Source organism: Priestia sp. FSL H7-0729, from assembly GCF_038005685.1.
Lineage (GTDB): Bacteria > Bacillota > Bacilli > Paenibacillales > Paenibacillaceae > Paenibacillus.
In genome coordinates this window covers 502,802-528,557 of record NZ_JBBOTQ010000001.1, presented here as the reverse complement: position 1 = coordinate 528,557, position 25,756 = coordinate 502,802, and the positions used below count along the sequence as shown (strand labels likewise).

The 25,756-nt window shown below is 43.7% G+C and carries 17 protein-coding genes; 13 read left to right on the top strand and 4 right to left on the bottom strand.

Annotation, left to right across the window (positions count from 1 at the left end):
* The first annotated feature begins 35 nt into the window (after positions 1–35).
* The 7 genes from MHH93_RS02295 to MHH93_RS02265 all read left to right on the top strand — a co-directional run bounded on the left by MHH93_RS02295 (position 36) and on the right by MHH93_RS02265 (position 11,383).
* Positions 36–2,765, top strand: a complete 2,730-nt coding sequence (locus MHH93_RS02295; RefSeq protein WP_500052597.1) for a glycoside hydrolase family 78 protein — start codon at positions 36–38, stop codon at positions 2,763–2,765.
* A gap of 242 nt (positions 2,766–3,007) precedes the next feature.
* Complete coding sequence (locus MHH93_RS02290; RefSeq protein ID WP_500052596.1) at positions 3,008–4,435, top strand: MFS transporter; 1,428 nt, start codon at positions 3,008–3,010, stop codon at positions 4,433–4,435.
* Between the two features lie 119 nt (positions 4,436–4,554).
* Entirely contained in the window at positions 4,555–5,787 is a 1,233-nt protein-coding gene (locus tag MHH93_RS02285) for a cytochrome P450 family protein (RefSeq protein WP_500052595.1), read from the top strand.
* A 314-nt stretch (positions 5,788–6,101) separates the two neighbouring features.
* Positions 6,102–6,860 (top strand): SDR family NAD(P)-dependent oxidoreductase, encoded by a 759-nt coding sequence (locus MHH93_RS02280; protein ID WP_500053304.1) that lies wholly within the window; start codon positions 6,102–6,104, stop codon positions 6,858–6,860.
* Between the two features lie 219 nt (positions 6,861–7,079).
* On the top strand, positions 7,080–8,291 hold the full coding sequence (locus MHH93_RS02275; protein ID WP_500052594.1) for a sensor histidine kinase: 1,212 nt from the start codon (positions 7,080–7,082) through the stop codon (positions 8,289–8,291).
* Positions 8,292–8,963: a response regulator gene (locus tag MHH93_RS02270; protein WP_500052593.1), complete on the top strand. Its 672-nt coding sequence runs from the start codon at positions 8,292–8,294 to the stop codon at positions 8,961–8,963. It abuts the gene before it with no gap.
* Positions 8,964–9,166: 203 nt separating this feature from the next.
* The gene (locus MHH93_RS02265; protein WP_500052592.1) at positions 9,167–11,383 is read left to right on the top strand and encodes an MMPL family transporter; all 2,217 of its coding nucleotides are present in this window, start codon (positions 9,167–9,169) and stop codon (positions 11,381–11,383) included.
* 80 nt (positions 11,384–11,463) lie between these two features.
* Here the strand turns inward: MHH93_RS02265 and MHH93_RS02260 are convergent, their stop codons facing one another.
* Positions 11,464–12,048 carry a TetR/AcrR family transcriptional regulator gene (locus MHH93_RS02260; RefSeq protein ID WP_500053303.1) on the bottom strand — a complete coding sequence of 195 codons (585 nt, stop codon included), beginning with the start codon at positions 12,046–12,048 and terminating at the stop codon, positions 11,464–11,466.
* A gap of 287 nt (positions 12,049–12,335) precedes the next feature.
* Here MHH93_RS02260 and MHH93_RS02255 point away from each other — a divergent pair, with 287 nt between their 5' ends.
* Positions 12,336–13,124 (top strand): glucose 1-dehydrogenase, encoded by a 789-nt coding sequence (locus tag MHH93_RS02255; protein ID WP_402876531.1) that lies wholly within the window; start codon positions 12,336–12,338, stop codon positions 13,122–13,124.
* 140 nt (positions 13,125–13,264) lie between these two features.
* Here MHH93_RS02255 and MHH93_RS02250 read toward each other — a convergent pair whose 3' ends face one another.
* Positions 13,265–14,158, bottom strand: a complete 894-nt coding sequence (locus MHH93_RS02250; RefSeq protein WP_500052591.1) for an alpha/beta hydrolase — start codon at positions 14,156–14,158, stop codon at positions 13,265–13,267.
* A gap of 98 nt (positions 14,159–14,256) precedes the next feature.
* Between MHH93_RS02250 and MHH93_RS02245 the strand changes: the two genes are divergently transcribed.
* The 5 genes from MHH93_RS02245 (at position 14,257) to MHH93_RS02225 (ending at position 22,309) form a co-directional block, all read left to right on the top strand.
* Positions 14,257–15,171, top strand: coding sequence for a LysR family transcriptional regulator (locus MHH93_RS02245; protein ID WP_500052590.1), 915 nt, complete (start codon positions 14,257–14,259; stop codon positions 15,169–15,171).
* A 643-nt stretch (positions 15,172–15,814) separates the two neighbouring features.
* Positions 15,815–18,481 (top strand): endo-1,4-beta-xylanase, encoded by a 2,667-nt coding sequence (locus MHH93_RS02240; protein ID WP_500052589.1) that lies wholly within the window; start codon positions 15,815–15,817, stop codon positions 18,479–18,481.
* Positions 18,482–18,715: 234 nt separating this feature from the next.
* Positions 18,716–19,681, top strand: coding sequence for an ABC transporter permease (locus MHH93_RS02235; RefSeq protein ID WP_500052588.1), 966 nt, complete (start codon positions 18,716–18,718; stop codon positions 19,679–19,681).
* 17 nt (positions 19,682–19,698) lie between these two features.
* Positions 19,699–20,577 (top strand): carbohydrate ABC transporter permease, encoded by an 879-nt coding sequence (locus MHH93_RS02230; protein WP_253436334.1) that lies wholly within the window; start codon positions 19,699–19,701, stop codon positions 20,575–20,577.
* A gap of 46 nt (positions 20,578–20,623) precedes the next feature.
* Entirely contained in the window at positions 20,624–22,309 is a 1,686-nt protein-coding gene (locus tag MHH93_RS02225; protein WP_500052587.1) for an extracellular solute-binding protein, read from the top strand.
* A 100-nt stretch (positions 22,310–22,409) separates the two neighbouring features.
* Here MHH93_RS02225 and MHH93_RS02220 read toward each other — a convergent pair whose 3' ends face one another.
* Both MHH93_RS02220 and MHH93_RS02215 read right to left on the bottom strand, forming a co-directional pair.
* Positions 22,410–24,026, bottom strand: a complete 1,617-nt coding sequence (locus MHH93_RS02220; protein WP_500052586.1) for a response regulator — start codon at positions 24,024–24,026, stop codon at positions 22,410–22,412.
* Positions 24,004–25,734 carry a sensor histidine kinase gene (locus MHH93_RS02215; protein WP_500052585.1) on the bottom strand — a complete coding sequence of 577 codons (1,731 nt, stop codon included), beginning with the start codon at positions 25,732–25,734 and terminating at the stop codon, positions 24,004–24,006. The genes MHH93_RS02220 and MHH93_RS02215 overlap by 23 nt, the downstream gene beginning before the upstream one ends.
* Positions 25,735–25,756 lie beyond the last annotated feature (22 nt).

Here is a 25,756-nt window from a genome sequence, read left to right as displayed (position 1 = left end):
TTGGTCTACGATCTATGTTGAAGGGTGGTTATCTCATGGAATTAAAAGATTTTCGAATTGAATACATGCAAAATCCGATTGGAATGGACACAACAAACCCCAGATTCTCATGGAAATTAGGTTCTACTGAACAGGACGTTATGCAATCCGCTTACCGAATAATAATCACACAGGATTTGCAGGAGATCTGGGATTCTGGAAAGAAGGATGAAGACAATTCCATCTTAGTGGAATATGATGGTCCTCATTTAGAGGCCACGACTTTGTATCAGGTTCAAGTCGAAGTTTGGGATAACAAAGGTAATCATGCAGTCGTGGAAGGACATTTTGAGACCGGATTGCTAAAAGGCAGCAACTTTCAGGCAGAGTGGATCACACATCCATCCCCGAGCGAAGAAAGTGCTCCACCCGTGTTCTACAAAGAATTCATCATCGAAAAGGAAATTCAGCAAGCCCGAATCTATGCCACTTCCCTCGGTGTTTACGAAATTGCGATCAATGGGACAAGAGTAGGAGAAGACTACTTTGCACCTGGATGGACGAATTACAACGAGCGATTGCAGTATCAGACGTACCGTTTGGACGGGATACTGGAGAGCCAGAATAAAATAGAGATTACGGTGGGGAATGGCTGGTATAAAGGCATATTTGGTTTTACTTGTACTCCGAACCATTATGGAGATAGAGTTGCTGCACTCGCGGAAATCCACATTGTCTATACGGATGGAACAAAAGAGATCATTACAACCGACAAAACCTGGCAGGTGACTACCGGAGCCATCCGTTCAAGTGAAATTTACATGGGCGAGACGTATGATTCTTCTTTTCATGAAAGTCAGTCCTTCCATGTGGAAACGGCTTCTTTCGATAACAATCGCCTCGTTGCTCAGGAAAGTGAACCTGTCAAAATCACAAAAAGGCTTCCTGCACTTCAATTGATTACTACTCCTAAAGGTGAATGCGTCATTGACTTCGGGCAAATCCTTACGGGGTTTGTAGAGCTTCGAACAAAAGGACGGAAAGGTCAGACGATAACCATACGGCATGCTGAAGTCCTTGATAAGGAAGGGAATTTCTATCCGGATACGTTAAGGCAGGCGGTATCCATTGATCGATTGATCTGTAATGGTAAAGATCAAATTTTCACCCCTCACTTCACATTCCATGGATTTCGCTATATCGCCATTGAAGGGGTAGATGAGATCCAGCTCGATCAATTCACAGCTTGCGTACTGCATTCAAGTCTGGAAGAGACAGGAAGTTTCGTGACCTCCAATGCGATGGTGAACCAATTGCAAAGAAACATTCAGTGGAGCCAAAAAGGTAACTTTCTGGATATACCGACGGACTGCCCTCAAAGAGACGAACGACTAGGGTGGACAGGAGATGCACAGGTATTTGCCGGGACCGCTGCGTTTAATATGAATGTTGCCTCCTTTTTCAAGAAATGGCTGCGTGACCTTGCCTCTGAACAGACGGAGGAATACGGGGTTCCCCATGTCATTCCTAACATTCTAGGGAATCAGGAAGGGGCCGCCGCCTGGAGCGATGCTGCTGTTATTGTTCCTTGGGTTATGTACCAAACCTATGGAGATCTTCGATTGCTGCGAGAACAGTACGACAGCATGAAGGGGTGGATTGATTATATGACTGCACGTTGTGGAGCCAACGGACTATGGCAGACGGGTCATCAATATGGGGACTGGTTAGGGTTGGACAAAGAGGAGATTAGCAATGATAGAACAGGGGCTACAGATATTTATCTGGTAGCAAACGCTTATTATGCGTATTCGACCGAACTCGTTGCCAAGACGGCCAAGCTTTTGGACAAAACTGAAGATGCCATCCGTTACGAAGAATTGCATAGCCAGATCAAACAGGCCTTCAATGCAGAATATATCTCTTCAACCGGCAGACTGGTCAGCGAAACTCAAACGGCCTGCGTGTTAGCGCTACACTTCGATCTTGCCGAGGAAACATACAAGGATCGAATCCGCAAGACGCTTGAAGTCAATATAGCAAAACATAAAAACCATCTCACGACAGGATTTGTTGGCACTCCATATCTATGTCATGCCTTATCGGACAATGACCTGCATGACCTTGCTGGTATCTTGTTTCTGAAAGAGGATTTCCCTTCCTGGCTCTACGCCGTAAAAAAAGGGGCTACCACGATATGGGAACGGTGGAATTCCATTCTTCCTAATGGTGATTTCGATACATCTGGTATGAACTCCTTGAATCATTATGCCTATGGTTCCATTGGTGAATGGATGTATAGAAAACTCGCGGGAATTAATTCAATTGAAGCAGGTTATAAGAAGATTCTAATTAAACCTCAATTCATCAGAGGAATAAATTCGGTAGATGCTTCTTTTGATTCAGTCTACGGAGAGATAAAAAGCGCTTGGTCATGCAAGGCGGGTAAAATTATGGTAAATGTAACGATACCAGCAAATACAACCGCAATTATTGTGCTGCCTGAGAAACCAGTGCCTGTGGAGGTTGGTTCCGGATCTTACTGCTTCGAATATTCGACGCAAACTAGCCTCGAAAGAGAACGGTTTACAATGGATTCCACACTTAAAGAGATTGTAGAAGAGCCCACAGCAGTTCGAATGTTAAACGAACACGCTCCCGGTATGCTGGATCACCCGATGATCCAATATGCTTATGATTTATCTGTAAGTGAAATGCTGGCCAATACTCCTGAGGAGACCGAACAGTTATTTAGAAGGGTCATTCAAATGCTCAATGCATCCTAGTTGTATAGGGGAGAGGGCTTACTATAGAAGGCGCTGCCGGATACGAGCAGTGCCTTTTCGTATTACCAAAATCCATTATCGATAAATGAAATAAAACAAAAATAGCAGCACATGAAAAATGGTTAAGCACCAACATGAATTTACTAAAAAAATAATGAAGTTACCATATTTATACCTTGAAGAGGACTAAAATAATGAATGAAAGCGGTACCATTAAGCGATTGAACTAAGGGGGAACATCTATGAAAACAGAGGAGGATATCTTAAATCCACCAGTCGTAAAGGAAAGTAAGAAGTCCAGGGCATTGGGCCTGGATGCCCAAGGAATCCAGAAAACAATGCGCCCTCACCATTACTTAGGTGATGGAGCAGCGCAAGTCGCCTTAAACTCCATCAACGGATTGATCGGGATGTTAACTTATTTTTATACAGACAAGGTAGGTATTGCAGCCGCCACAGTAGGTACGATTATGCTCATCACCAAATTTATCAATGCAATAGCAGACTTGCTGATGGGTAGAATCGTTGATGCGACAAAATCCAAATATGGAAAAGCCAGACCCTGGATTCTATGGATGGCTCTACCCGCAATGGCATCTATCATCTTACTGTTTACCGTACCCGCTGAGGCGTCATCAACTGTAAAAGCCTTCTATGCTCTAGCTACAGTTGCCTTTGCTTCAGCCATTGTGTATACGGGAATTGCGATCCCTTACGGAAGCTTGATGGCGATCCGTACCAGAAGTGTAGAGGAACGGAGTAAAATGGGCCTTACCCGAACCATCTTTGGATATATTATCGGGATGATTATCGCTATTGCATTAATTCCAATAACCAATATGCTTGGTGGGAATCAACGAGCTTGGATCATCGTTGCGGTTGTATTGGGTTTCGTGTCCTTCATTTCCTTAATCCTGACCTTTTTGGCATCCAAAGAAAATAATGCTGGCGTAAGTATTATTGAAAGCGATAACATTCCTTTTTGGGAAAGCATCAAGCTCTTATTTCAGAACAAATACTGGGTTATCATGCTGTTTGCTCAGTTATTGATTAACATGTTGTATACGCTTAATGGTTCAACAGGAATCTATTACACCAAGTATATTCTCGGGAATGAGGACCTGATCGGAATCATGGGGGCAGTTGGATTGGTACCGGTATTTTTGGGATTTGTTATGGTGGGACCTATGATCAAGAAGTTCGGACTTACCAGAACTGCACGGATAGGTATGATTCTTGGCATCGTTTCATCACTTATTCGTTGCTTCATGCCATATAACTTTATTGCAGCGTTGGTGCTTGGCGGTATCGCAACACTGGCAACCATTCCAATGATGGCTGTGGGCGGGGTGTTGGTGAACAACACTGTGGAATACGGTGAATGGAAGACAGGTAAACGGTTAGTTGGGATGGTCAATAGCGCGAACAGCTTTGGCGTCAAAATTGGTATGGGTCTTGCTGCCGCGATGATCGGCTGGATTCTGGCAATGGGCAACTACGATGGAGCGTCAGTAACACAGGCGGATTCAGCGATTACCAGCATCCTGGTTCTGACAGTATATCTTCCTTTGGTGATATTCGTTCTTACGTATCTCTGCTTGCGTAAGTACGATTTGGATGAGAAATATCCTCAAATTGTAAAAGAACTGGAAGAACGCTTGAATCCTTAGGAAGATGTGGGTTATCACGTATTACTGGGATTAAATGAACTTAATTGAAAGTGAATCATTAAATATGATAGTCTTTATATTGTAGTGATATTAACACTATCATTTTAAGGAGTGATGCAATGTTTACAATTGAAAATCAAGGTCGTTCCAAGTCCAAAGTAGATTTCATGGATCATTCTTTCATTCAGCAGCCTTTCCCAGTCTACGAAAAGTTGCGTGCCGAAGAGCCTGTTCATCGACTATTACTGCCAAGTGGGCATGCTGCCTGGATGGTTACCCGATATGAGGATGCCGTCAAAGTTTTGCAGGATGGTCGCTTTGTAACCGGAGTTCTCGATAACAGGAATGATGAAACGGAGGAGGCACTTCCTTCCCATCAAGCGATTATTTCACGGAATCTGATCAGTGTTGGTCCAGAAGATCATCGTCGACTGCGGCGCTTGATTCAGAAGGCATTTACTCCCCGTATGATTGAAAGGCTCCGGGGACGAATTGTGGAGATAAGCGATGAATTGCTAGGCAAGATTCAGGCCGGAAACATTCGAGAGTTTGATTTGATCGAGGACTATGCCTTTCCACTGCCCATTATCGTTATTTGTGAAATGCTAGGTGTTCCGCTGAAGGATCAAGACAAATTCAGAGCCTGGTCCAACACCATTATGGAGAGTGTCAGTAATCCGCAGATGAACCAGGAAAGCGATGATGTAATGAAGGCTTTTGTGGATTACTTACAAGAACTGATCACGGAGCGTCGTAACCATATCCAACAGGACCTCATCAGCGATCTCATCAGCATAGAGGAAGAAGGTGACAAACTAACAGAGCAGGAGTTATATGCACTTGTGTTCGTGCTCATCATAGCAGGGCATGAAACAACAGTGAATCTGATTGGGAACGGCATGCTGGCGTTGCTGGAACATCCCCAGCAAAAGCAACTACTTATGGATCAACCGGATCTGATTCAAGCAGCGGTTGAGGAAGTGCTGCGATTTAATGGGCCGGCAGAAATTAGCAATGTTCGCTGGGCTACGGAAAATGTTGATTTTCAAGGAATCCAAATTCGCCAAGGAGACATGATGCTTGTCGCTTTATCCTCAGCAAATCGGGATTCCAATCAATATGAAAACCCCGATACGTTTGACATTACTCGCAAAGTCAATGACCACATTGCTTTTGGTAAAGGAATTCATTATTGTCTGGGCGCTCCACTTGCGAGACTTGAAGGTGAGATTGCGATCAACGCTTTACTTCACCGGCTGCCTGAGATCCGGTTAAATACGGATACGGCACTGCTGGAGTGGAGGCCAGGTATGATCATCCGGGGACTCAAGGCTTTTCCGGTCGTATACTAATCGAAATAGATTTAACCCTAAATTAATATATTGGAGAGATGAACCTAATGAGTTATAACGAGAATATCAAAATTGGTGAATTATTGAACAACGCAGAATCGTTTGCTGTACTGGAGAAGCATTTGCCGGAATTCGTGAAGGAACCCACGTTCAAGATGGCCACTAACTTTACGTTGGATCAACTAGCTGCATTGCCTCAGGTAGATATTCCTTTGTCTACACTTCAGGCTTTGAAGCAGGAACTGGCAGCCATTGAGTTTGGAGCAACGGTCCAGAAGCAAGAAATTGGTGCACCTACAGGTAATAAAGAAGGTATTTCTCTGGAAGGTAAAGTGATCGTGGTTACGGGAGCTGGCAGTGGAATTGGAAGAGCCAGCGCGGTGCTTATGGGATCACGCGGAGCGAAGCTTGTACTGGTTGATTTCAATGAGCAGACAGGGGAAGAAACGTTAGCACTGGTTCGCGAAAATGGCGGCGAAGCTACTTTTGTACAGGCTGACGTATCCAAAGAAAGCGATGTTCAAAACTATATTCAAAAAGCAGTAGAAGCCTACGGAAAAATTGACGTGGCATTCAACAACGCGGGCATACTCCAGAAATTCCAACGTTTCCAGGATATCTCCGAGGAAGAATTTACACGGATCATGGATGTGAATGTGAAAGGGATCTTTTTAGGCATGAAATATGCCTTGCAGGTTATGGATAAACAGGGATACGGGCATATCATTAATACGGCATCCACTACGGCTATTCGTGCTGAACACAGTCTGGGTGCATACACCGCAAGTAAACATGCGGTAGCGGGTTTGACTAAAGCGGCGGCTATTGAATATGTGCGCAAAGGCATTCGTATTAATGCCATCTGTCCAGGAGGTGTGGCTACAACATTGACGGCTGCGGTTCCGCAATCGCTGCAGGAAAGCGGCTACGTACCTGAAGAGTTTCCGAATATGCGGATCGGGCGTTATGCAGAGCCTGAAGAACTCGCCCAGATCGTTGCGTTTCTTGCATCTGATTATTCCAGTTACATGACAGGATCAATCATCCTCGCAGATGGTGGCATCACACTCTAATCATTGGTTCAAGTTCACCTTCTGAAACGCTACAAAAATAGGAACTGTCCGGAGGGAGAACCCTTTAGGAAGTTTCACATCATTTTTCAAAGTTATCGTCCATAAGTCTAACTTGTGGGCGATTTTCATTACATAAAGGGATGTACGAAAGGGCATGTACGATCGTACATCTTTTTGGTTGTGATTTGGACTATAATGACTTATATAAGAGGTGATCCCATGAAAATAGTACGGAAGAAGACGAATCCGACGGTCATAAATGAAGAAACGGACCCGATTGCGTCTTCACGTATTCCCATAATCATCTGGCTCTGGCTTGTTGCCACGGCTACTTTGATCCTGCAAACCATGTCAACCCCTATATTAGTACCCAGTATTATCTTTGTAGTTGCCATGTTAATTCATACTATCGTGTACTGGGACGTAAACAAACTTATAAAACGATCCAAATTACTCTACATACTCCTTCAATCAGGGTTAATTTACGGAAGTGCCATGTTAATGCCAGACGGTATGCCTGCAGTGTTGATTGGTTTAATTCCGGTGTTGATTGGACAGACCCTTGCCATATACTATGAGACGACAAAAATTGTGCTAGTTGCATTTGTTTTATATTTATTATTCTGCACGGTAACCCTGTTTACACGATCGGGTATGGATGTCGCCTTGTTAATTCTATTACTGTTCATGATGATTGTTGTCGTGGTATCCTATGCGGTGCTTTTCTATCGTCAGGTCAATGCTCGTGTAAGGACACTAACGTTTCTGCATGAGCTGGAGAAGGCTCATCAAAAAGTAGAGGAATTGACACTAACAAGTGAGCGACAACGTATGGCAAGAGATCTGCATGATACATTAGCTCAAGGACTTGCCGGTATTATAATGCAGCTCGAGGCCGTCAATGAGCACATGAATCGAGGAAGTTTTCCGCGGGCCCACGAGATTATCCGCAGTTCAATGGGCCAAGCACGCCAAACATTGGCTGATGCACGCAAAGCCATTGATGATCTTCGAACCAAGGCAACGCCGGCTATTACCTTTGGAGAGGCAATACAGGAACAAATTCAACGCTTCCAACAAGCGACCGGAATCGAGGTCGTTTTGGACGGGAATGCTCCAAGTTTCATATCCAAAGTAGGAATGGAGCACGTACTGCACATTTTAAGTGAATCGCTAATGAACATAGCTAGACATGCCCAGGCAACGAGTGCAACCATTCACATGGCCATAGAAAAAAAAGTTTTTCATCTGATTATACGAGATAACGGAAGGGGATTTAGTGTGGACCGAATCGGTAAACAATCCGGGCACTATGGCTTGATCGGGATGAATGAACGGTCCAGATTGATAGGTGGTAACATTGAGATTGAGAGCGGAAAACAAGGAACGACTATTTTGTTTCGTGTTCCACTTGAAAAAGGAGAAGTCTGAATGAAATATAACATACTCATCGTAGATGATCATTGGGTGGTACGTGAAGGACTTAAACTAATATTGGAGACCAGTGAAAACTATCTAATTGTCGGAGAGGCTGAGGAAGGAGAAGAAGCTATCCGAATTATGTTAGACAAAAAACTTGATGTCATTCTCCTGGACTTAAATATGCCGGGGGGACTAAGTGGCTTGGATACCTTGAAACGTATGAACGAGCAAGACATTCGTATACCCGTCATTATTCTTACGACATACAACGAAGATGAATTGATGATCGAGGGACTTTCCCTTGGAGCCAAGGGGTACTTGCTCAAAGATACGAGCCGAGAACAATTATTTCGAACGCTGGATTCTGCCATTCGAGGCGAAACCCTACTTCAACCTGAAATAACATCAAGAGTCTTTGCGTTTCATGCAAAGTCTGCTCAAGAACCCAAAACACAGCCACAACTATTAATTGACAAGGAGTCAATCCTGATTAGTGAGAGAGAGTTACTCGTTTTACAAGCAGTGGCTCGTGGTTTACGCAGCAAAGATATTGCTTTTGACATGGGTATTGCCGAGAGAACAGTAAAAGCATACCTCACCAACATTTACAACAAACTCGGAGTGAATTCGCGATCAGAAGCTGTTGCAGTAGCTGTCGAGAAGGGGATCTTACACTTGTAAACCTATGGCTTGTAAGGCACCTTGTAATCAAAGATAAAATGGTATGCCCGTTATGACATATACCTTCTATGCCCCATCGTACATGAAAGGCTTGCCCTTTCGTACGATTTTTTTTTGGTTTTATTTCGTTAACATGAGGGTACAGAGCATTTCCTTAGATAGCTCTAGGATTTTTGTGGAAGTGAAAGGGGAAGAAATAAGCTATGGCAAAATGGTTATATCGTCTCGGGGCTTGGTCAATGAGAAAACGGAAAATCGTCATTACGATGGGACTAGCACTTCTGATCGTACTAGCATCTTTAGGACTTGGTATGGGCACTTCATTTACCGGTGAAATGACTATACCAGGGACGAAGTCGGATCAGGCGGCGAAAGTACTAAATTCAGAGTTTCCATCATCTGATGACGGTGGTCAGATCAGGCTCATTTTCAAAGCGGAAGATGATACATTGACTTCCGAAGCAAACAAAAGTTACATACGGCAAGCCCTGAAAGATGTAACAGCGGACTTGTCAGTTAAATCTGTAGCTAGCCCATATGAGGCAATGACTCTAAGCGCGGATAAAAAGATTGGTTATGCGGACATTACGTATTCAAAACCCGCGAGTGAAGTGAATGAGAACTCGAAGGAACATGTGTTGAACATTGCAGAGCGGCTCGGTAAGGAAGGGATTCAAACAGAGATTGGAGGCAGTGTTGCCTTTTCTGAAATAGAAGTTGGGGGCATATCTGAAGTCATTGGTATCCTCATTGCCTTCATGATTCTAGCATTCACGTTTACTTCGTTTCTAGCAGCAGGACTACCCATACTTACAGCGGTCATAGGACTCGGGATTGGTCTAATGACTGTCATCATTGGTTCTAATTTCGTATCAATGTCATCCTTCTCCATTACATTAGCAGTCATGCTTGCCTTAGCAGTCGGTATTGATTATGCACTATTTATCATCTCACGGTATCGTCAGCAGTTGGCAGAAGGATATGACAGAGAAACAGCGATAGCTCAGGCTAACGCAACAGCAGGAGGTTCGGTTGTATTTGCAGGACTGACTGTAATTATCGCACTAGTGGGTTTATCCGTCGTACAAATCCCTTTCATTACGATGATGGGACTAGCGGCTGCTATTAGCGTATTTGTAGCTGTCCTCATTGCAATCATTCTCGTACCAGCCATATTGGCTGCAGCAGGAGACCGCATTGGTCCGTCTCGCGAAAATCGTTGGCTGAGAAAATGGTCTGGGAGCAAAAAAGAGAAAACAAGCGAAAACGCATGGAGTCGAGTTGTCACAAGAAAGCCTTGGCTTACTGCCATTCTATGTATTGCCGTCTTAATCATGTGTACCTTGCCTTTTCTTCATATGCAACTGGGCTTGCCTGACAATGGCCTGAAATCAACTGAAACGACAGAGCGTCGTGGATATGATCTAATGGCTGAGGGGTTCGGTGAAGGGTTCAATGGTCCACTCGTTATTGTCGCTAAAGCTAATAACAGTGACGATCCTCAAGCTGCAATCGCTCAAGCAACGGCTTACATCAGCAATCTATCAGATGTTTCTAGTACAACACCCGCAATACCGAGTCCATCAGGAAATGCAGCCATCATTACTGTGTTACCCAAGACAGGCCCGCACGATATTCGCACCACTGAACTTGTGGAGACTATACGTGAAAAAGCGGACCAACAAAACAATAAACAGGTCGAGATTTTGGTTACCGGTGGGACTGCTGTTAACATTGACATTTCTGAGAAATTGCAACAGGCATTACCTAAGTTCGCTTTATTGATTGTTGGTCTTGCTTTTGTACTGCTTATGCTCGTTTTCCGATCTTTGCTTGTACCGATCAAAGCTGTACTTGGTTTTCTGTTTACATTGGGTTCAACACTCGGTTTTATTGTCTGGGTCATTCAGGATGGTTATCTGGCCAGTATGTTCGGTATCCCTGAGCCTGGACCGGTGCTTAGTTTCCTTCCCATTCTAGTCACTGGAATTCTGTTTGGACTTGCCATGGACTACGAGGTGTTCCTCGTCAGCCGAATGCGTGAAGACTTCACTAAGACCGGAGATGCACGACAATCGGTAAAAAGCGGGATAAAGCATAGTGGACCTGTCGTTACTGCTGCAGGTTTGATTATGATCGCGGTGTTCGCCAGCTTTATTTTTGCCGAAGATACCATTATCAAATCCATGGGATTAGCTCTGGCATTCGGCATACTTGTCGATGCTTTCATCGTGCGTATGACACTTGTGCCAGCTATAATGACCCTTCTTGGAAAAAGCGCATGGTATATCCCCGCATGGCTTGATCGCTTGTTGCCTAACATCGATGTAGAAGGCGAATCGGTTATGCGAGAAAACCATAAAGACACCAGTGGTTTTGATCAACCTATTATTGGGAAGAACTCACCTGTAAAAAGGTAGAGGATGAGGGGCTGCCCAAACTGCAGCGCCTTCTCCGTCGGATTTCATGAATCTGTTTGCAACGTTCATACGAATTGAAATCAAGGTTTCAAAGACTCTAGAAAAAGAGATTTCAGTAAGTTGAATTGCTCGGATGGGTCTACACGAGTGTTGAATGCATCGATACCTTCCAGCATGGACATTTTCTTGGAAAATGTTCCGAATACATTCATCATCGTAAGTAGGTTGTTGACGGAATTTGAACTGGTGCGGACAGAACGATCCTGTTCTCCCAGCGCTGCCAATTCAGTAAATAATCTAATGATTTTGTTATATTCCGTTTGATATAATTCCATATGCTCTACAGGCTCTTTGGAAAGCGCCACGTAACATTCAAAGGCTTCAATCAACTTGGAGTTTTGTTGATGCTCTGCTTGTTGAAAGAAGATCAGGGCATCAAATATTTCGTTTAATTTCTCGTAACAGGTTCCTTCACCATGCACAATCTTTTCAAAGATAATTACTTCGGACTGAACAATATATGAAGCCACGGCAACAATCAAATGTTCTTTCTTGGGAAAATAGCGGAATACAGTAGCTACGCCAAGGCTTGCAGCCTTGGCAATTTCCTGCATGGTGGCCTTTTCGAATCCTTGTTGTGTGAAAATAGAAATGGCAGCTTCAATAATGCTTAAACGACGTTTCTCTCGCAGCTCGCTACGCTCATTCTCCTGGCGTTGTCGGGGTTGAATAGGGATAACCTCCTTGTCTCTGTAACCTCAGGTTATGCTAACAATTGCAATTCTTTTTGTCAACGAAGCAAGGTACTAAACAATTTTATATTCAAGCAACTCTAATCAGATCACTAGCCAAGATAAGCTATAAGGTACCACATAGTGTTTATTTTTGCTTACTTGGGTGAATATAAGGTTATAAAACGTTTCGTTAATTTACGAATAAAGGAGTATTGATCATGAGTAAACGGTTTGAATCAAAGGTTGTTTTAATTACTGGGGCAGGCTCAGGTCTTGGACAAGCAGCGGCACTTGAAATCGCAAAAGATGGTGCCAAGCTTTCTCTCGTTGACCTTAATCAACCTGCACTTGAAGAGACTAAGAAATTGATTCTCGAAGTTGCACCTGAAACAGAAGTTCTTCTCCTTACTGCTGATGTATCTGATGAGCAAGCTGTTCAAAAATATGTCGATGATACGGTTCAGAAGTTCGGCCGCATCGATGGTTTCTACAACAATGCGGGGATCGAAGGTACTCAGGCCCCTACAGCTGAATATAACAGCAAAGTGTTTGACAAAGTCATTGACATTAACCTTAAAGGTGTCTTTTATGGCATGAAATACGTTCTTCCAGTGATGAAAGAGCAACAATCCGGTTCGATTGTCAATGTCGCATCGGTTGGCGGAATTCGCGGAGTTCTGAATCAGGCGGCGTATGTCGCAAGCAAACACGCTGTATCGGGTATGACGAAAAACGCAGCAATCGAGTACGGACAATATAACCTGAGCATCAATGCTATCGCTCCAGGGGCGATTATGACTGCAATGGTCGTCGGTTCCCTTAAACAAATTGGTGGCGAAGAAGGATGGGAAGAAGCTGGCAAAGAATTTGTTAGCGTAAACCCTAAAAGACGCTTTGGTAAACCTGAAGAAGTAGGCCGTCTTGTTGCCTTCCTGCTATCTGGCGAATCTGAATTTATTAATGGTGCTGTCATTCCTATTGATGGCGGACAATCGAACCAGTACTAATAACTTGAAGACTCCTCTTAGGTAATGTCCAGATGAGGATAACTACAATGAGGAAAAAGAGCAAGTCATCCCAAAGATGGCTTGCTCTTTTCTTGCGCTGATTTTTTGATATCTACACTTCACTTCTAACGCTATCGCTCCTACTTACCTCTGCTCTGGATAATATCCACAATCTGTTTAAGCGCCTTTTTGGCTTCGGGTATAGGAAATACGGGGAAGACATGATTCATTTTTGGATACTCGAAATAGTTGATATCAACGGATTGCCGGATAGCTTTTTCTTTGAATTTTCGGGCATCCGGAAGAAATAATTCATGTGTTCCTATAAACAGTGAAATTTTACCCAAATTTTTAATTTCCCCATGAATCGGGCTGAGCAAGTAGTGTGAGCGCGGGGTTTCACCTGCATACCTTTTCCCAGACTCAACCAGCATGTCCCAGTTTAACATCGGTTCTTTATCGATCATGGCGATTACTTCAGGGGTGCTTAATGTAATATCAAGCCATGGGGACAGCAGAATAATGTCCTTGGGCTGTGGCAATCCTTGTTCTAATAAATATTGCGCAAAAGCCAATGAAAGACCACCGCCAGCAGAATCGCCCATAATGACGATATTTTCCGGTTCAGTTATTTTTAATACATGCTCATATACCCTAAGAACACTCTCAATTGCATCCATATACTGATAATTCGGTGCTTTCGGGTAGATTGGCGCATACACCGTGCAATGTAGTTGCTCCGTTAAGTTGTGTAAAAAATGCCAGTGCCATGTTAGTGGTTGCTCAACATATCCTCCACCGGGCAAATACAGAACAACTCGTTCGCCCGAACGAGATTTGGATTTCAACATATACGTGTCTACCGGGAGACCGTGTTCTTTGGTGATATTATACTTCTGCTTAAGTTTGGCAGGTATTTCATAAGGCATGCTGTTACTCTTTCCACGTTTCTCCATAAACTCATTCACATCAAGCTTCTGTTTGGTCATTCTCAGCAACAATTCGACTAAGAAACTTCGTATACTCCGCATCATATCGACCTCCTATATAAAGGATACTTGAATACAATCATAAAATATATTTAAATATAATTTAGTATCATAAATATTTTTTTAAGAATAAGAGGGATGAAATGAATATTTCACAGTTGCAATATTTATTATCTGCTGCACAGTGGGGTTCATTCACGAAGGCCGCGAGCGCGCATCATCTCACCGTGCCAACGATCAGTCAGTCCATTAAACAATTGGAAGAAGAGATGGATACCGTTATTTTTTACCGTACCAAAAAGGGAGTCGTACCAACAGCAGAAGGAGAGCTTATTCTGCAGCATGCGGCAGCCGTCCTCAAAAATATTGAACATATGCAGAGTGCATTGCTCAGTTTCAAGGACGAATCCTTAGAGCGCATCACAATCTCCACCATTCCTGGTTTTGTTCCTCAAGTGGTGCAGACCATGTTGGAACTGATGAATACATATCCAACACTCAAAGTTCAGATGATCGAAGGAGATACGCTAACGGTGATGAAACATGTTCAAGAGGGTTATGCGCACATGGGATTACTCTCATATAATAAAAGCCAACAGGACGATTTGTACGAATGGGTTCCTATCGTTGAAGGCAACGCAGTGTTGATTATGAACAACCGCTCGTCATTACGCTTTTTCAAAACAATTTCGCCTGAAGACTTACACAATGAAGTATTCGTTCTGTACAAAGATGAACATATTGAAAATATCGCTCATACGTTAATGTCCACTAATCATACCAACCGTATCGCCTTGATCACGAATAATATGGATGCATTGTGCCAAATGATTGTTCATGGCAATGCTATAACGATTGCTCCAGATTTTATATTAAATGCGTTGTCTTCCACCTATCGTGAACAATTAGCAACAGTTCCTTTGCAACAATTCAGCTCTGAGAAAGCCATCTTAGGAAGAATCACACGAACAGATGAACCGCTCTCTAACATGGTCGAAGAATTTACAACCAAGCTGGCTAACCTTGTGCAAAACCCAAAAGGCTCTTCGTTGGATTAATCCAGCGTGAGCCTTGTATTGATGTAGAAAACCAATGGATCAAAAGGGAGATTTACTGTTGTATTCCAAACCAAATTCAGCTAAAATAAAGTACAAATTTTATATCATGCTTGTTTTTATTCTCGGGTAAAAACGATTAAAGCATTGAGTCTCAATTCCCATTAGGGCCTATGTATATAGGAGGGATGAGATTCAATGCTTTTTTTGATGCTGGAGGAGGGATCTTCGATGCGAGATTTAAGTGATAACGATGTTAGACAAGGGTTGAATGCTCCAAAAGTTATACATCTTGTTGAATCGGTGTATACAGCAAAAAGTGAGAATAATACAGAGACTTGGCCAACCATCTTTTAGATTTTGTTCCAGGCAAGGCAGATATGGACATTAAATCAGGGTATCTGAAACGTGATAAGGTATTTGGGCATAAAACGATCACATGATTTGCGGAGAATGAAGCGAAGCAACGGTTCTTCGCATTCTGATGCAGAATAGTTTATTACGCTCTACATAGCAGACGATAAAATTTTGTTATCTTTATTAGATATTTGTTATATGTAAGCGATGACAAAAGAAATATAATCCATTTATCTGGGTGTTTGTTAAATCATCTAGAAATTGGATAATCAACGAAAAGGAGGATCACATGAAACAATTACGTCAATGGAATATTGGTTTTTTAGTTTTACTGCTCGTTTTAACCACCCTTCCATTTTCAAATGTTTCACACGCAGCCAATGAAGTCACAGGTACAGAAGCAGGACAGTTCAGCACCAATTTTGAAGATGGTACACTTCAGGGATGGACTGCACGGATTGGTACGGAAAACCTCACAGTAACAGAAAAGGAAGCACATGAAGGGAAGTCAAGCATGTTGGTTACCAATCGTGAACGCTCCTATCATGGACCCATGTTCTCAATGAAAGAGCTGCTTCAGCGTAATCAATTATATGTAATTACAGCATATGTCAGGCTTACACAAGAGCCAGCCACCGATCAAACGTTGCAGCTCACTGCTTACAAAAAAACGAATGCCGAAAGCTGGAATTCGATCGGCAGCGTAGATATTGCTAAAGCGCAATGGAATACTTGGCACAAGGTCACTGGAACATTCCAGTACAGTGATGACCCTGCTGAGCTGAAATTATTCATTGAAACGCCTTACATCTCTGAGGATAGCGTAGATACGTTATCGTTCTATGTGGATGATGTATCCTTTGTTCCATCCGAGCAACCGAAGATTGAAGAAGATATTTTATCTCTGAAAGATTTGTATAGAGATGATTTTCCCATTGGTGCAGCGGCATATCGCTGGCAGCTGGATGGCGCATATGGACAACTGCTGTCGAAACACTTTAACAGCCTGACAGCAACCTATGAAATGAAACCAAAATACATGTCGCCATCCGAAGGAGTATATGAATTTGAGGCTGCCGATCAATATGTAAAGTTCGCCGAGGAACATCATATGGGTGTACGTGGACATGCGCTGCTGTGGCATATTGATGCTGCGGAATGGATGCTGAAAGATGCCCAGGGTAAACCTGCAAGCCGGGAGTTATTACTTGCCCGGATTAAGGATTACGTCGAAACCGTCATGACCCGCTATAAAGGGAAAATTGATGCCTGGGATGTGGTAAACGAAGCGATCGCCGATAGTAATGGGGATGCAAGTGGCTTACGAAAAAGCCCTTTTTATGAACTCATCGGACCGGATTATATTGAAAAAACCTATGAATTCGCGCGTGCAGCCGATCCGGATGCCAAACTATATTATAACGAATACTTCACAGAAGTCCCTGAGAAAAGAGAGCATATGTATCAGTTGGTCAAACGACTGAAAGAAAAGGGACTGATCGATGGTGTCGGCTTGCAGTCCCACTATAATCTGGCTTCCCCGCCCGTGGAGGAAATTGAGAAAACAATTAACCTGTTCGCTGGACTTGGACTGGATATTCAGATCACGGAACTGGATGTAGATAGCGGAATCCCGTATGGTGAAGAGATGCCCGTTGAAGTTGCTGTACAACAGGCTTATCGCTACAAGGAATTAATGGATCTGTATAAAAAACACAAAGATCAGATCTCTTCCGTAACCCTATGGGGACTTCAGGATGAGAAGTCTTACAACAACCAAGCGATGTTGTTTGATTCAGAACTGAAAGCCAAAAAAGCTTACTGGGTACTTGTAGATGCGTCCAGCTTACCCGTTTTGACACAGAGAGCCATCTCGCTTTCGGGTAAACCCGATAACAAAAAAACGCTTCATGACCCACTATGGAACAAAGCCGTATCTACACCATTGAAGGGAGAGTCATCCGGTACAGCCAGCTTCCGTACCTTATGGGACCCCAAAAACCTCTATCTTCTGGTCGATGTACAAGATGCGAAAGTCGATGAAAATGACCGCGTAGACATCTTTGTTGATTTTAATAATGGCAAGACCTCCTCCTACGAAGAAGATGACCGACATATTGTGATTACACGTACTGGAAAATATCAGGGTAAGGATGTGCGTTCATCTCGTGTAAGAGAAACGAAAGTCGGGTATCAGGTAGAATTGTCTATCCCTTGGAGTCATGTAAAGGTGGATTCCGGCTCCGAAATCGGCTTCGATATCCGTGTGACGGACGGCAGTGCAGGTGGAGAGCAACCAAATCAAGCACTTTATTGGAATGACCGGACACAATCCCAGGACACAGATACCAGCAAATACGGCGTGATTCAACTAGACCCTATGCCAAAATCTGTAGAAGCTGTGCAAGCTCAAGTCCAGATTGACGGGATTAAAGAGGCGGTGTGGAATAAGGCCGTTCCTTTTGAAGTAAAACGGTTGAATAAAGAGCCCGGCGCTGAGGCTGTGGCTCGTGCACTGTGGTCAGATGAGTATCTGTATCTACTGATTGACGTTACAGACCCAAACATTATCACGGATAGTATTAATCCATGGGATCAGGATTCGGTTGAGATTTTCCTGGACGAAAATCACCAGCGCACACCGTATTTCCAATATGATGACGCACAGTTCAGAGTCAGCGCAGACAACATGGGGACCTTCGCAGGCAGCGCCTCGCCTGGACGGTTCACAAGTGCGGTGAAGAAAAACAAAAAAGGCTATCTGGTCGAAGCCAGAATCAAGTTACAGTCCCTGACGCCCAAAGCAGGAGATGTGATCGGTTTCGAGCTTCAAATTAATGATAACCAGGGAGAGGGCAAGCAAAACGTAGCGAAGTGGAATGATAAAACGAATGAGAGCTGGAGAAATACGTCCCAGTATGGCATTCTCTCTTTTGTAGAAAAAGACAAACATTAATTCCTCGTTAGTGATCACTGTAAATTCAGAACCCTCGTACTTGTGGAGAGATCGATCCATAGGTATGGGGGTTCTTTTCGTGCAAACGACAAGTCATATTAACAATTTGTTATCAAAGCTATGGTTTTATCATGTTGACTTGGAGGGAGCCAATCTATACTTAAACCTACGGAGATCAAACAGAACCTTGGCTGACGTCTCTGAAACCAATAGAGAAAGAGGGGGAACACACGAATGAGTAATGCAAAAGCCAACACACCCACCCAAGTCGATGTGATTCGTCCGAGTCCCCGGCGTACCAAACGCAATAAAGGCTCCAGGCGAACGCTGGCACTGGATCTGATGTTATTGCCGGCAGTTATCCTGACGTTCATATTTGCGTACATACCGATGGGCGGATTGGTCATTGCTTTTCAGGATTACAAGCCCTGGCTCGGGTTTGCCAAGTCTTCCTGGATTGGACTTGAGCATTTCCAATTCCTGTTCAGCATGCCGGAGAATGTGCAGGTGATCTGGAACACCCTGATTATTGCAGGGTTGAAACTGATTGGTGGTCTGATTGCACCGCTGATCTTTGCCTTGCTCCTTAACGAAGTACGAAAGGAAACCTTCAAGAAGAGTATACAAACGTTCGTTTATCTGCCGCACTTTCTGTCATGGGTCATCCTAGGCGGAATTTTGCTGGACATGCTTGCAACGAAAGGCATGATCAATCAGTTTCTTGGGGCAGTGTTTGGTCTTGAACCGATCTTTTTCCTTGGGGATGGCACATGGTTTAGAATCGTCGTTGTTACAAGTGATATCTGGAAGGAATTCGGGTTCGGTGCCATTATCTTTCTTGCCTCGCTGGCAGGCATTAATCCAGCACTGTACGAAGCAGCTGAGGTGGACGGAGCAAGTCGCTGGCAGCAAACCTGGTCCATTACGATTCCTGCTCTTATTCCCATCATGATTGTTGTAGGAACGTTGTCCCTCGGGAATATCTTGAACGGAGGATTTGATCAGATTTTCAACCTATATAATCCGCTCGTTTACGATAAGGGTGATATCATCGACACCTTTGTTTATCGGGTAGGTCTCATCGATGGTAAGTTTGGATTCTCGGCTGCAGTCGGACTTTTCAAATCGGTGGTCGGATTCGTGTTGATCGTAATCGCATACCGTGCAGCTTATAAATTTGCGAACTACCGTATTTTCTAGAAAGGAGACCTCACGGCATGTATCATAAAACCAAGCCTTACAAAGTATTCACCGTATTCAACTATACGTTCTTAATTTTATTATCACTACTCTGTATCATCCCGTTGATCCACATTCTCGCGGTCTCCTTCAGCGGTAAAGCAGCTGCCAATGCGAATCTGGTTGGACTCTTTCCGGTGGAATTTACGCTTGATGCTTATGAGAAAACATTGGCTAATGAGAACTTCCTTCGTTCCCTATGGATTGCTGTACAGCGAACCGTGCTGGGTACAATCCTGAGTATGGTTATTGTCACGCTGGCGGCCTACCCTTTATCACGGGAGAATCGCAGCTTCAAACGGCGTAACATCTACACCTGGTATTTTGTATTTACGATGCTGTTCAGCGGAGGATTAATTCCATTCTACATTCTTATCCAGAAACTCAATTTACTCAACACGATGTGGGTGCTTATTCTTCCCGGAGCGGTATCTGTCTGGAACATGATTCTTTTATTGAATTTCTTCCGCAACGTTCCCAAAGAGCTGGAGGAGGCTGCCTTCATCGATGGTGCGGGTTACTTTCGAACATTGATCTCTGTCTTTTTGCCCGTGTCGATGCCAGCCATCGCTACACTCTCCCTGTTCTCCATGGTAGGGCACTGGAACGCCTGGTTCGATGGGTTGATTTTCCTGACGGATCACGAAAAGTACCCTTTAGCCACCTTCCTCCAGACGATCATCGTACAGCAGGACTTTAGTAAAGTTTCCGTGCGGCCCGAAGACCTGGAGAACATCTCACAACGGACGATCAAGGCGGCTCAGATATTTATTGGCATGGCACCGATTTTGGTTGTATACCCCTTACTGCAACGCTTTTTTGTTAAAGGGATTGTACTTGGTGCTGTTAAAGAGTAAGACGGATTTAGATCTAACCAATTTAGAATGATATGGGGGAGACAACATGTATAAAACATGGAAAAAAACGCTTCGCATATTGATGGCTGCCACAATGTTATCTGGTGTGCTCGCAGCATGCAGCAATGAATCTACTTCAGAGAAAAAACCTAGTGACAGTAATGAATTTTATTCCGCTCCGTTTGAAAATGGTAAATATGTTGAGCCGGTTACCATCTCGACGGTATTTCCGATCACCAGCAGCTTGAAGTTCAAAAACGGGGAAAACATTGAAAATAACGTTCATACGAAGTGGGCTCAAGATACACTGGGGATCGACATTGAATACTTATGGACCGTGAGTGAACAAAATAATGCGTACCAGACCAAACTTCGTTTAATGTTAACCTCGGGTCAGAAAATGCCCGATATTATCTCTTTCCGTGGTGACTCTACGCTAATCAGTGATTTAATCGAATCAGGTCAATTCACGGATGCAGGGGAATTATTTGATAAATATGCCTCCGATGTTTACAAAAAAGCAATGGAAGAAGATCCAAACGTATGGAACCCGTATATCCGTGATGGTAAGCGAATGGCTATTCCCATTCTGGAGAACGCTTACAACAATGACCCCGTCATGTACATTCGGGAAGATTGGCTCAAGAAGTTAAACTTGAAAGCACCAACCACTTTAGCCGAATTGGAGACGGTCATGGATGCCTTCGTCAATCAAGATCCGGATGGCAACGGCAAGAAAGATACCATTGCTTTGTCTGTAGGTTTCAAGAACGACCTGAACACTTGGATGTCGGAATCCGGTTGGATTTTTGGCATGTTTGGAGCGATGCCTAATCAGTGGAACAAAGCCGCAGACGGTTCACTTGCCTACGGCTCCATCCAGCCAGAGATGAAGCCAGCGTTGACGAAAATGAAAGAGTGGATGGAAAAAGGATACATTGATAAGGAAGCTGGTCTTTATGATGAGCCCAAAGCAACCGAGGCGTTTACTGCAGGCAAGTCCGGTATAATCGTTGGCCCTTACTGGATGACAGGCTGGCCGCTCCCGGATCTGCAAAAAAACGTTCCTGATGCTGAGTATAAAGCCTATCCACTTCCGGCCGGCCCTGAAGGGAAGAGGGGACGACATGGAACGCCAATTAGTACAGGAGCCGTTCTCATTAATAAGGAAATGGAACATAAAGATGCATTCTTTGTATATCAGAACTATTTGTTTGATCACTGGGCTAATCCGGAAAGCACTACGTTTGTGCACGGATTTGCTAAAGGTTATGATTATGACATCGCTCCAGACGGAACCGTCTATAAAGAATTGCAAAGCGACAAAATTCCTGGTGGCTGGATTGATGCGATCCGTTATACGTTGACGTTTGACGGCGCAATTATCCCTAACCTGATGATGAATACCCTGGCAGAACTTGCAGGTGGGAAAGAACCAACCACACAGTATGAGAAAAACCTGGCAGACCGCATCCCTGAGCAGATTAAGGCCGCCAAGATTGTCATTGACCAAAAAGATATCATCATGCCTGAGATGTTCACGGGTGTACCGACGAAAACACAAGTTTCCCGAGGCGATATGCTGAGCAAGCTGGAAAAGGAAGTGTTGAATAAAATCATTTACGGCCAAGCACCTGTTGATGATTTTGATGCATTCGTGCAACAGTACATGTCTTCTGGTGGGAAACAGATCACAGAAGAAGTAAATGCATGGTATGACACGATAAAATAAAAAACGAACCGCTCTTCATCTACAAGGAGTTTCATTTACCTGTGTACATGAAGTGCGGTTTTTACTTTGTTTTACGCTAACTTTCTTCATGAACTCTGCTTTACTGCTCCCGGTAATCCTGAGGCGTCATACCGAATTTATCGCGAAACACCTTGATGAAATATTGGGAGTTAGCATACCCCAGTTTATCAGAAATCTCATATACCTTATCCTGCGAGTGGTTAAGCAGGTAGAGGGCGAGATCCATTTTGACACTTAAAATGTACTCACTCAAGCTGATGCCTTGAAATTGTTTAAACAGCTTGGAGACGTAAACCGGATGCAAACATACATGATCTGCGATCGATTGAAGGCTAAGGGAGTGCAGATTGGCGGAAACAAACGTCTTGATCTGATGAATGACATCATGTTGCTCACCTAAAGACTGTTCTTCCAGCTTCATGCGCAGTCGATCAAGCATGTTCTCAGCCCAATCTGTAAGTTGGGATACGGACCGAAAAGGCATACGAGGAACCCATTCGTTTCCGACCAGATCGGATAAAAGTGCATGATTTTTGTGGGCGATGTAATGAAAAGCAGATAACAATATAATCCGAATCTCATCCAGATGTTCTTCGGTTTGTTCAGGCAGCGTGCTATACCCAGCCTCAATTCGGTGCAGACGTTCTTTGAATACTTCCCATTGTCCCGTTTCAAGCAAATGATTGAAGGTTGGTGGTTCATATAATATATGCAAGGAACGAATGGATACGGGACGATAGCTTTCCTGAAGAGATAGAAAGTATCCTGTGCCGTTACCTACTTGCTTTTTGAGAGCGGACAGGGCTTGCTCATACATGTCACGGATATCATGTTGGAGTTTACCCTTTTGGCTCAGGATGACGGAAATTCCACCTTTCAGGTATTCATTGACATTATGATGCAGCTGTAGGGAAATATGCGTGAGACCCTGATTCTGATCCTCAGCCTGATCCTTCTCCGGCAATTGCTTACTGTGACTTACCTTTAACAAGAAAACCAGATAATCATAACGATCTCGACAATGCCAGGTATGGAAAGCTGTATTGAATAACTCACATGCAATGTTGGTCACAGCGTATTCAAACAATTGCAGGCTACTCGTCGTATGTCTGGTGAAATGTTCTTCCAGCCGTACCAGAACGAGCTGAACTTCATCTTCCGCTTGGAAGGGCAGATGATAATGTTCCAACTTCTCGTTCAGAGCATCTTCAGCATAATGATTACCTTCAATCAACTGATTCAGCAGCCTGTCCTTAAGTGAAGGCAGGTGCTCGCGAAACGAATTCATCGCCTGTTCATAGGACAAGGCTCTGCGGATGTGCTCCTCGATGGAAAGTACCGTTTTCTCCAGACATGCGGCCAGTTTTTCTACATCAAGCGGCTTTAATAAATACTCAACAACTCCATGTTTGGTCGCTTCTTTCGCATACTCGAACTCGGCATAACCGGTAAGCAAAATACAGGGCAGGTTGGGTTTAGCCGCCTTAATCTGCCGAATTAGCTCAAGTCCGTTCATCACCGGCATTGAAATATCCGTAATCACGATATCTACGGTCTGTTCATCCAGGATGGATAAGGCCTGCATTCCGGAATATGCTTTGTGAATACGCTCAATCCGATATTCATCCCATGGAAATGAGATCTCAAGATCGTCAATCACATAGGATTCATCGTCAACCAACAGAATTTGATGCATCTTCAATATCCTCCTTATGTATAGTAATAATGCACAGGGTACCTTCATACAAGCCGGATTGAACGGACAAGCCAGATCGTTTTCCATATGTTAGTCTGATTCGCTGATTGACATTTCGAACTCCTGTTCCGATCTGTTCCTCCGGGCGGGTTAGTTCATCCATGTGTTTGCAGATCAGTGACAGTCGCTCTTCCGGCATGCCTACACCATTATCTGCAACGATGATACGGATGACCTCATGATCCTGCTCCGCGCGAATCGTAATTTGCCCTGAACCCATGGAGGGTTCAATCCCATGTTTGACCCCATTTTCAACAAGTGGCTGCAAAATCATACGAGGGATACGGACCGAGAGAAGCTCTTTGGGTACATCGATATCAAAAGTGATCGTTTTTTTTCGCATATGAATAATCGACATGTAATGATTCACAAAACGAAGCTCTTCACCCAGCGTCGAATCCATGTCTTCAATACGATGAATATAACGGCAGTAGGAAGCCAGCTCCAAGGTCATGGATGTGACCGATTCATAATCTTTTACACTCGATTTGCTCTGAATATAGTTGAGACAGTTGTATAGGAAATGAGGATTGATCTGAGCCTGATACTGCTTGAGTCTGGCCTCTTTGACAGAAAGCTCTCCAAGAAGGACCTGCTCAATTAATGTCTGCGTATTCTCAGCCATTCGGTTGAACGATCGACCCAGGATTTTAAATTCCAGAATCTGAGTTTCGTCGACACGGCTGGAGAAATCTCCCCGGTCAAACCGGTCGATCGCTTTACGCAACCGTATAATGGGTTGTTGAATCTGATTACGCAGAGCCAAGATGTACAAAAGCGAAAGAAGCAGCAGGGCTACAAGTGCCAACACAAACAACGTATTGTTACGTGAAATCGATTGCTGAAGCTGATTGGTTGGATGATAGTCGATAAAATACAAATCCAGAATACTTGCTTTCATATAAGTGATGAAGTAATTCCTGTCCTGAAAGGAGATTTCAAAGAAACCTCTGTCATTTCTGAGCTGTGGAACAACCTGAGCATCAGCCTGGGCAAGTTCAAGGGAGCCTGAACCTCGAATGGCTGTTTGAAAATGGGAATCATACAGCATCGGTGTTCCGGATGTGTAATCAGACATCATTTTCTGCAAAACGTCTAATGAGATCCTGATCTCGATATACATCGGCCCTCGGTGTCCCTTGGTGAGATGTGAATAATAACCTGTACCATCCTTGTTCATATGTAATATCCATTGATCGAGCGGGTCTTGAGACATGGAGAATGATCGAAATGAAAACTGGGGATCAGAAGATACCGTGTCCTTATGATCCGGATAATACAAAATAATGGTATTGTTCCATGAGGTGGAAGCACTGTTTAAAGCCAGCTTCTCAATGAGCTCCAGCTTGGCCTTGTATTTAGCAAAATCATTTCCGTAATGAAGAACATATGTATAACCTCTAACGGATTGATCCTCTGATAATGTTAGCGCATTCATTAATACCTGTTCAAATTGATTCGATAGCTGGGAGGACATGAATCGCACTTCGCCCAATTTATTCTTTTCTAACTCTCGTTGAATATCTTCCACATTTAATCGATAGATCCACCAAAAGATAAGTACGATCAGCATAAACATCAAAACTAGACCGAGTGCCAGCTTTCGAAAAATAGAGCCGTTCTCTGTGGCACACTTTTCCTTCAACATGTCATTTCCTCCTGTAGAATAA

Excerpts from the sequence above, each read along its gene's own strand:
- MHH93_RS02295 (WP_500052597.1), top strand. The coding sequence starts at position 36 with ATGGAATTAAAAGATTTTCGAATTGAATACATGCAAAATCCGATTGGA.
- MHH93_RS02290 (WP_500052596.1), top strand. The coding sequence starts at position 3,008 with ATGAAAACAGAGGAGGATATCTTAAATCCACCAGTCGTAAAGGAAAGT.
- MHH93_RS02285 (WP_500052595.1), top strand. The coding sequence starts at position 4,555 with ATGTTTACAATTGAAAATCAAGGTCGTTCCAAGTCCAAAGTAGATTTC.
- MHH93_RS02275 (WP_500052594.1), top strand. The coding sequence starts at position 7,080 with ATGAAAATAGTACGGAAGAAGACGAATCCGACGGTCATAAATGAAGAA.
- MHH93_RS02270 (WP_500052593.1), top strand. The coding sequence starts at position 8,292 with ATGAAATATAACATACTCATCGTAGATGATCATTGGGTGGTACGTGAA.
- MHH93_RS02265 (WP_500052592.1), top strand. The coding sequence starts at position 9,167 with ATGGCAAAATGGTTATATCGTCTCGGGGCTTGGTCAATGAGAAAACGG.
- MHH93_RS02255 (WP_402876531.1), top strand. The coding sequence starts at position 12,336 with ATGAGTAAACGGTTTGAATCAAAGGTTGTTTTAATTACTGGGGCAGGC.
- MHH93_RS02250 (WP_500052591.1), bottom strand. The coding sequence starts at position 14,158 with ATGATGCGGAGTATACGAAGTTTCTTAGTCGAATTGTTGCTGAGAATG.
- MHH93_RS02245 (WP_500052590.1), top strand. The coding sequence starts at position 14,257 with ATGAATATTTCACAGTTGCAATATTTATTATCTGCTGCACAGTGGGGT.
- MHH93_RS02240 (WP_500052589.1), top strand. The coding sequence starts at position 15,815 with ATGAAACAATTACGTCAATGGAATATTGGTTTTTTAGTTTTACTGCTC.
- MHH93_RS02235 (WP_500052588.1), top strand. The coding sequence starts at position 18,716 with ATGAGTAATGCAAAAGCCAACACACCCACCCAAGTCGATGTGATTCGT.
- MHH93_RS02230 (WP_253436334.1), top strand. The coding sequence starts at position 19,699 with ATGTATCATAAAACCAAGCCTTACAAAGTATTCACCGTATTCAACTAT.
- MHH93_RS02225 (WP_500052587.1), top strand. The coding sequence starts at position 20,624 with ATGTATAAAACATGGAAAAAAACGCTTCGCATATTGATGGCTGCCACA.
- MHH93_RS02220 (WP_500052586.1), bottom strand. The coding sequence starts at position 24,026 with ATGCATCAAATTCTGTTGGTTGACGATGAATCCTATGTGATTGACGAT.
- MHH93_RS02215 (WP_500052585.1), bottom strand. The coding sequence starts at position 25,734 with ATGTTGAAGGAAAAGTGTGCCACAGAGAACGGCTCTATTTTTCGAAAG.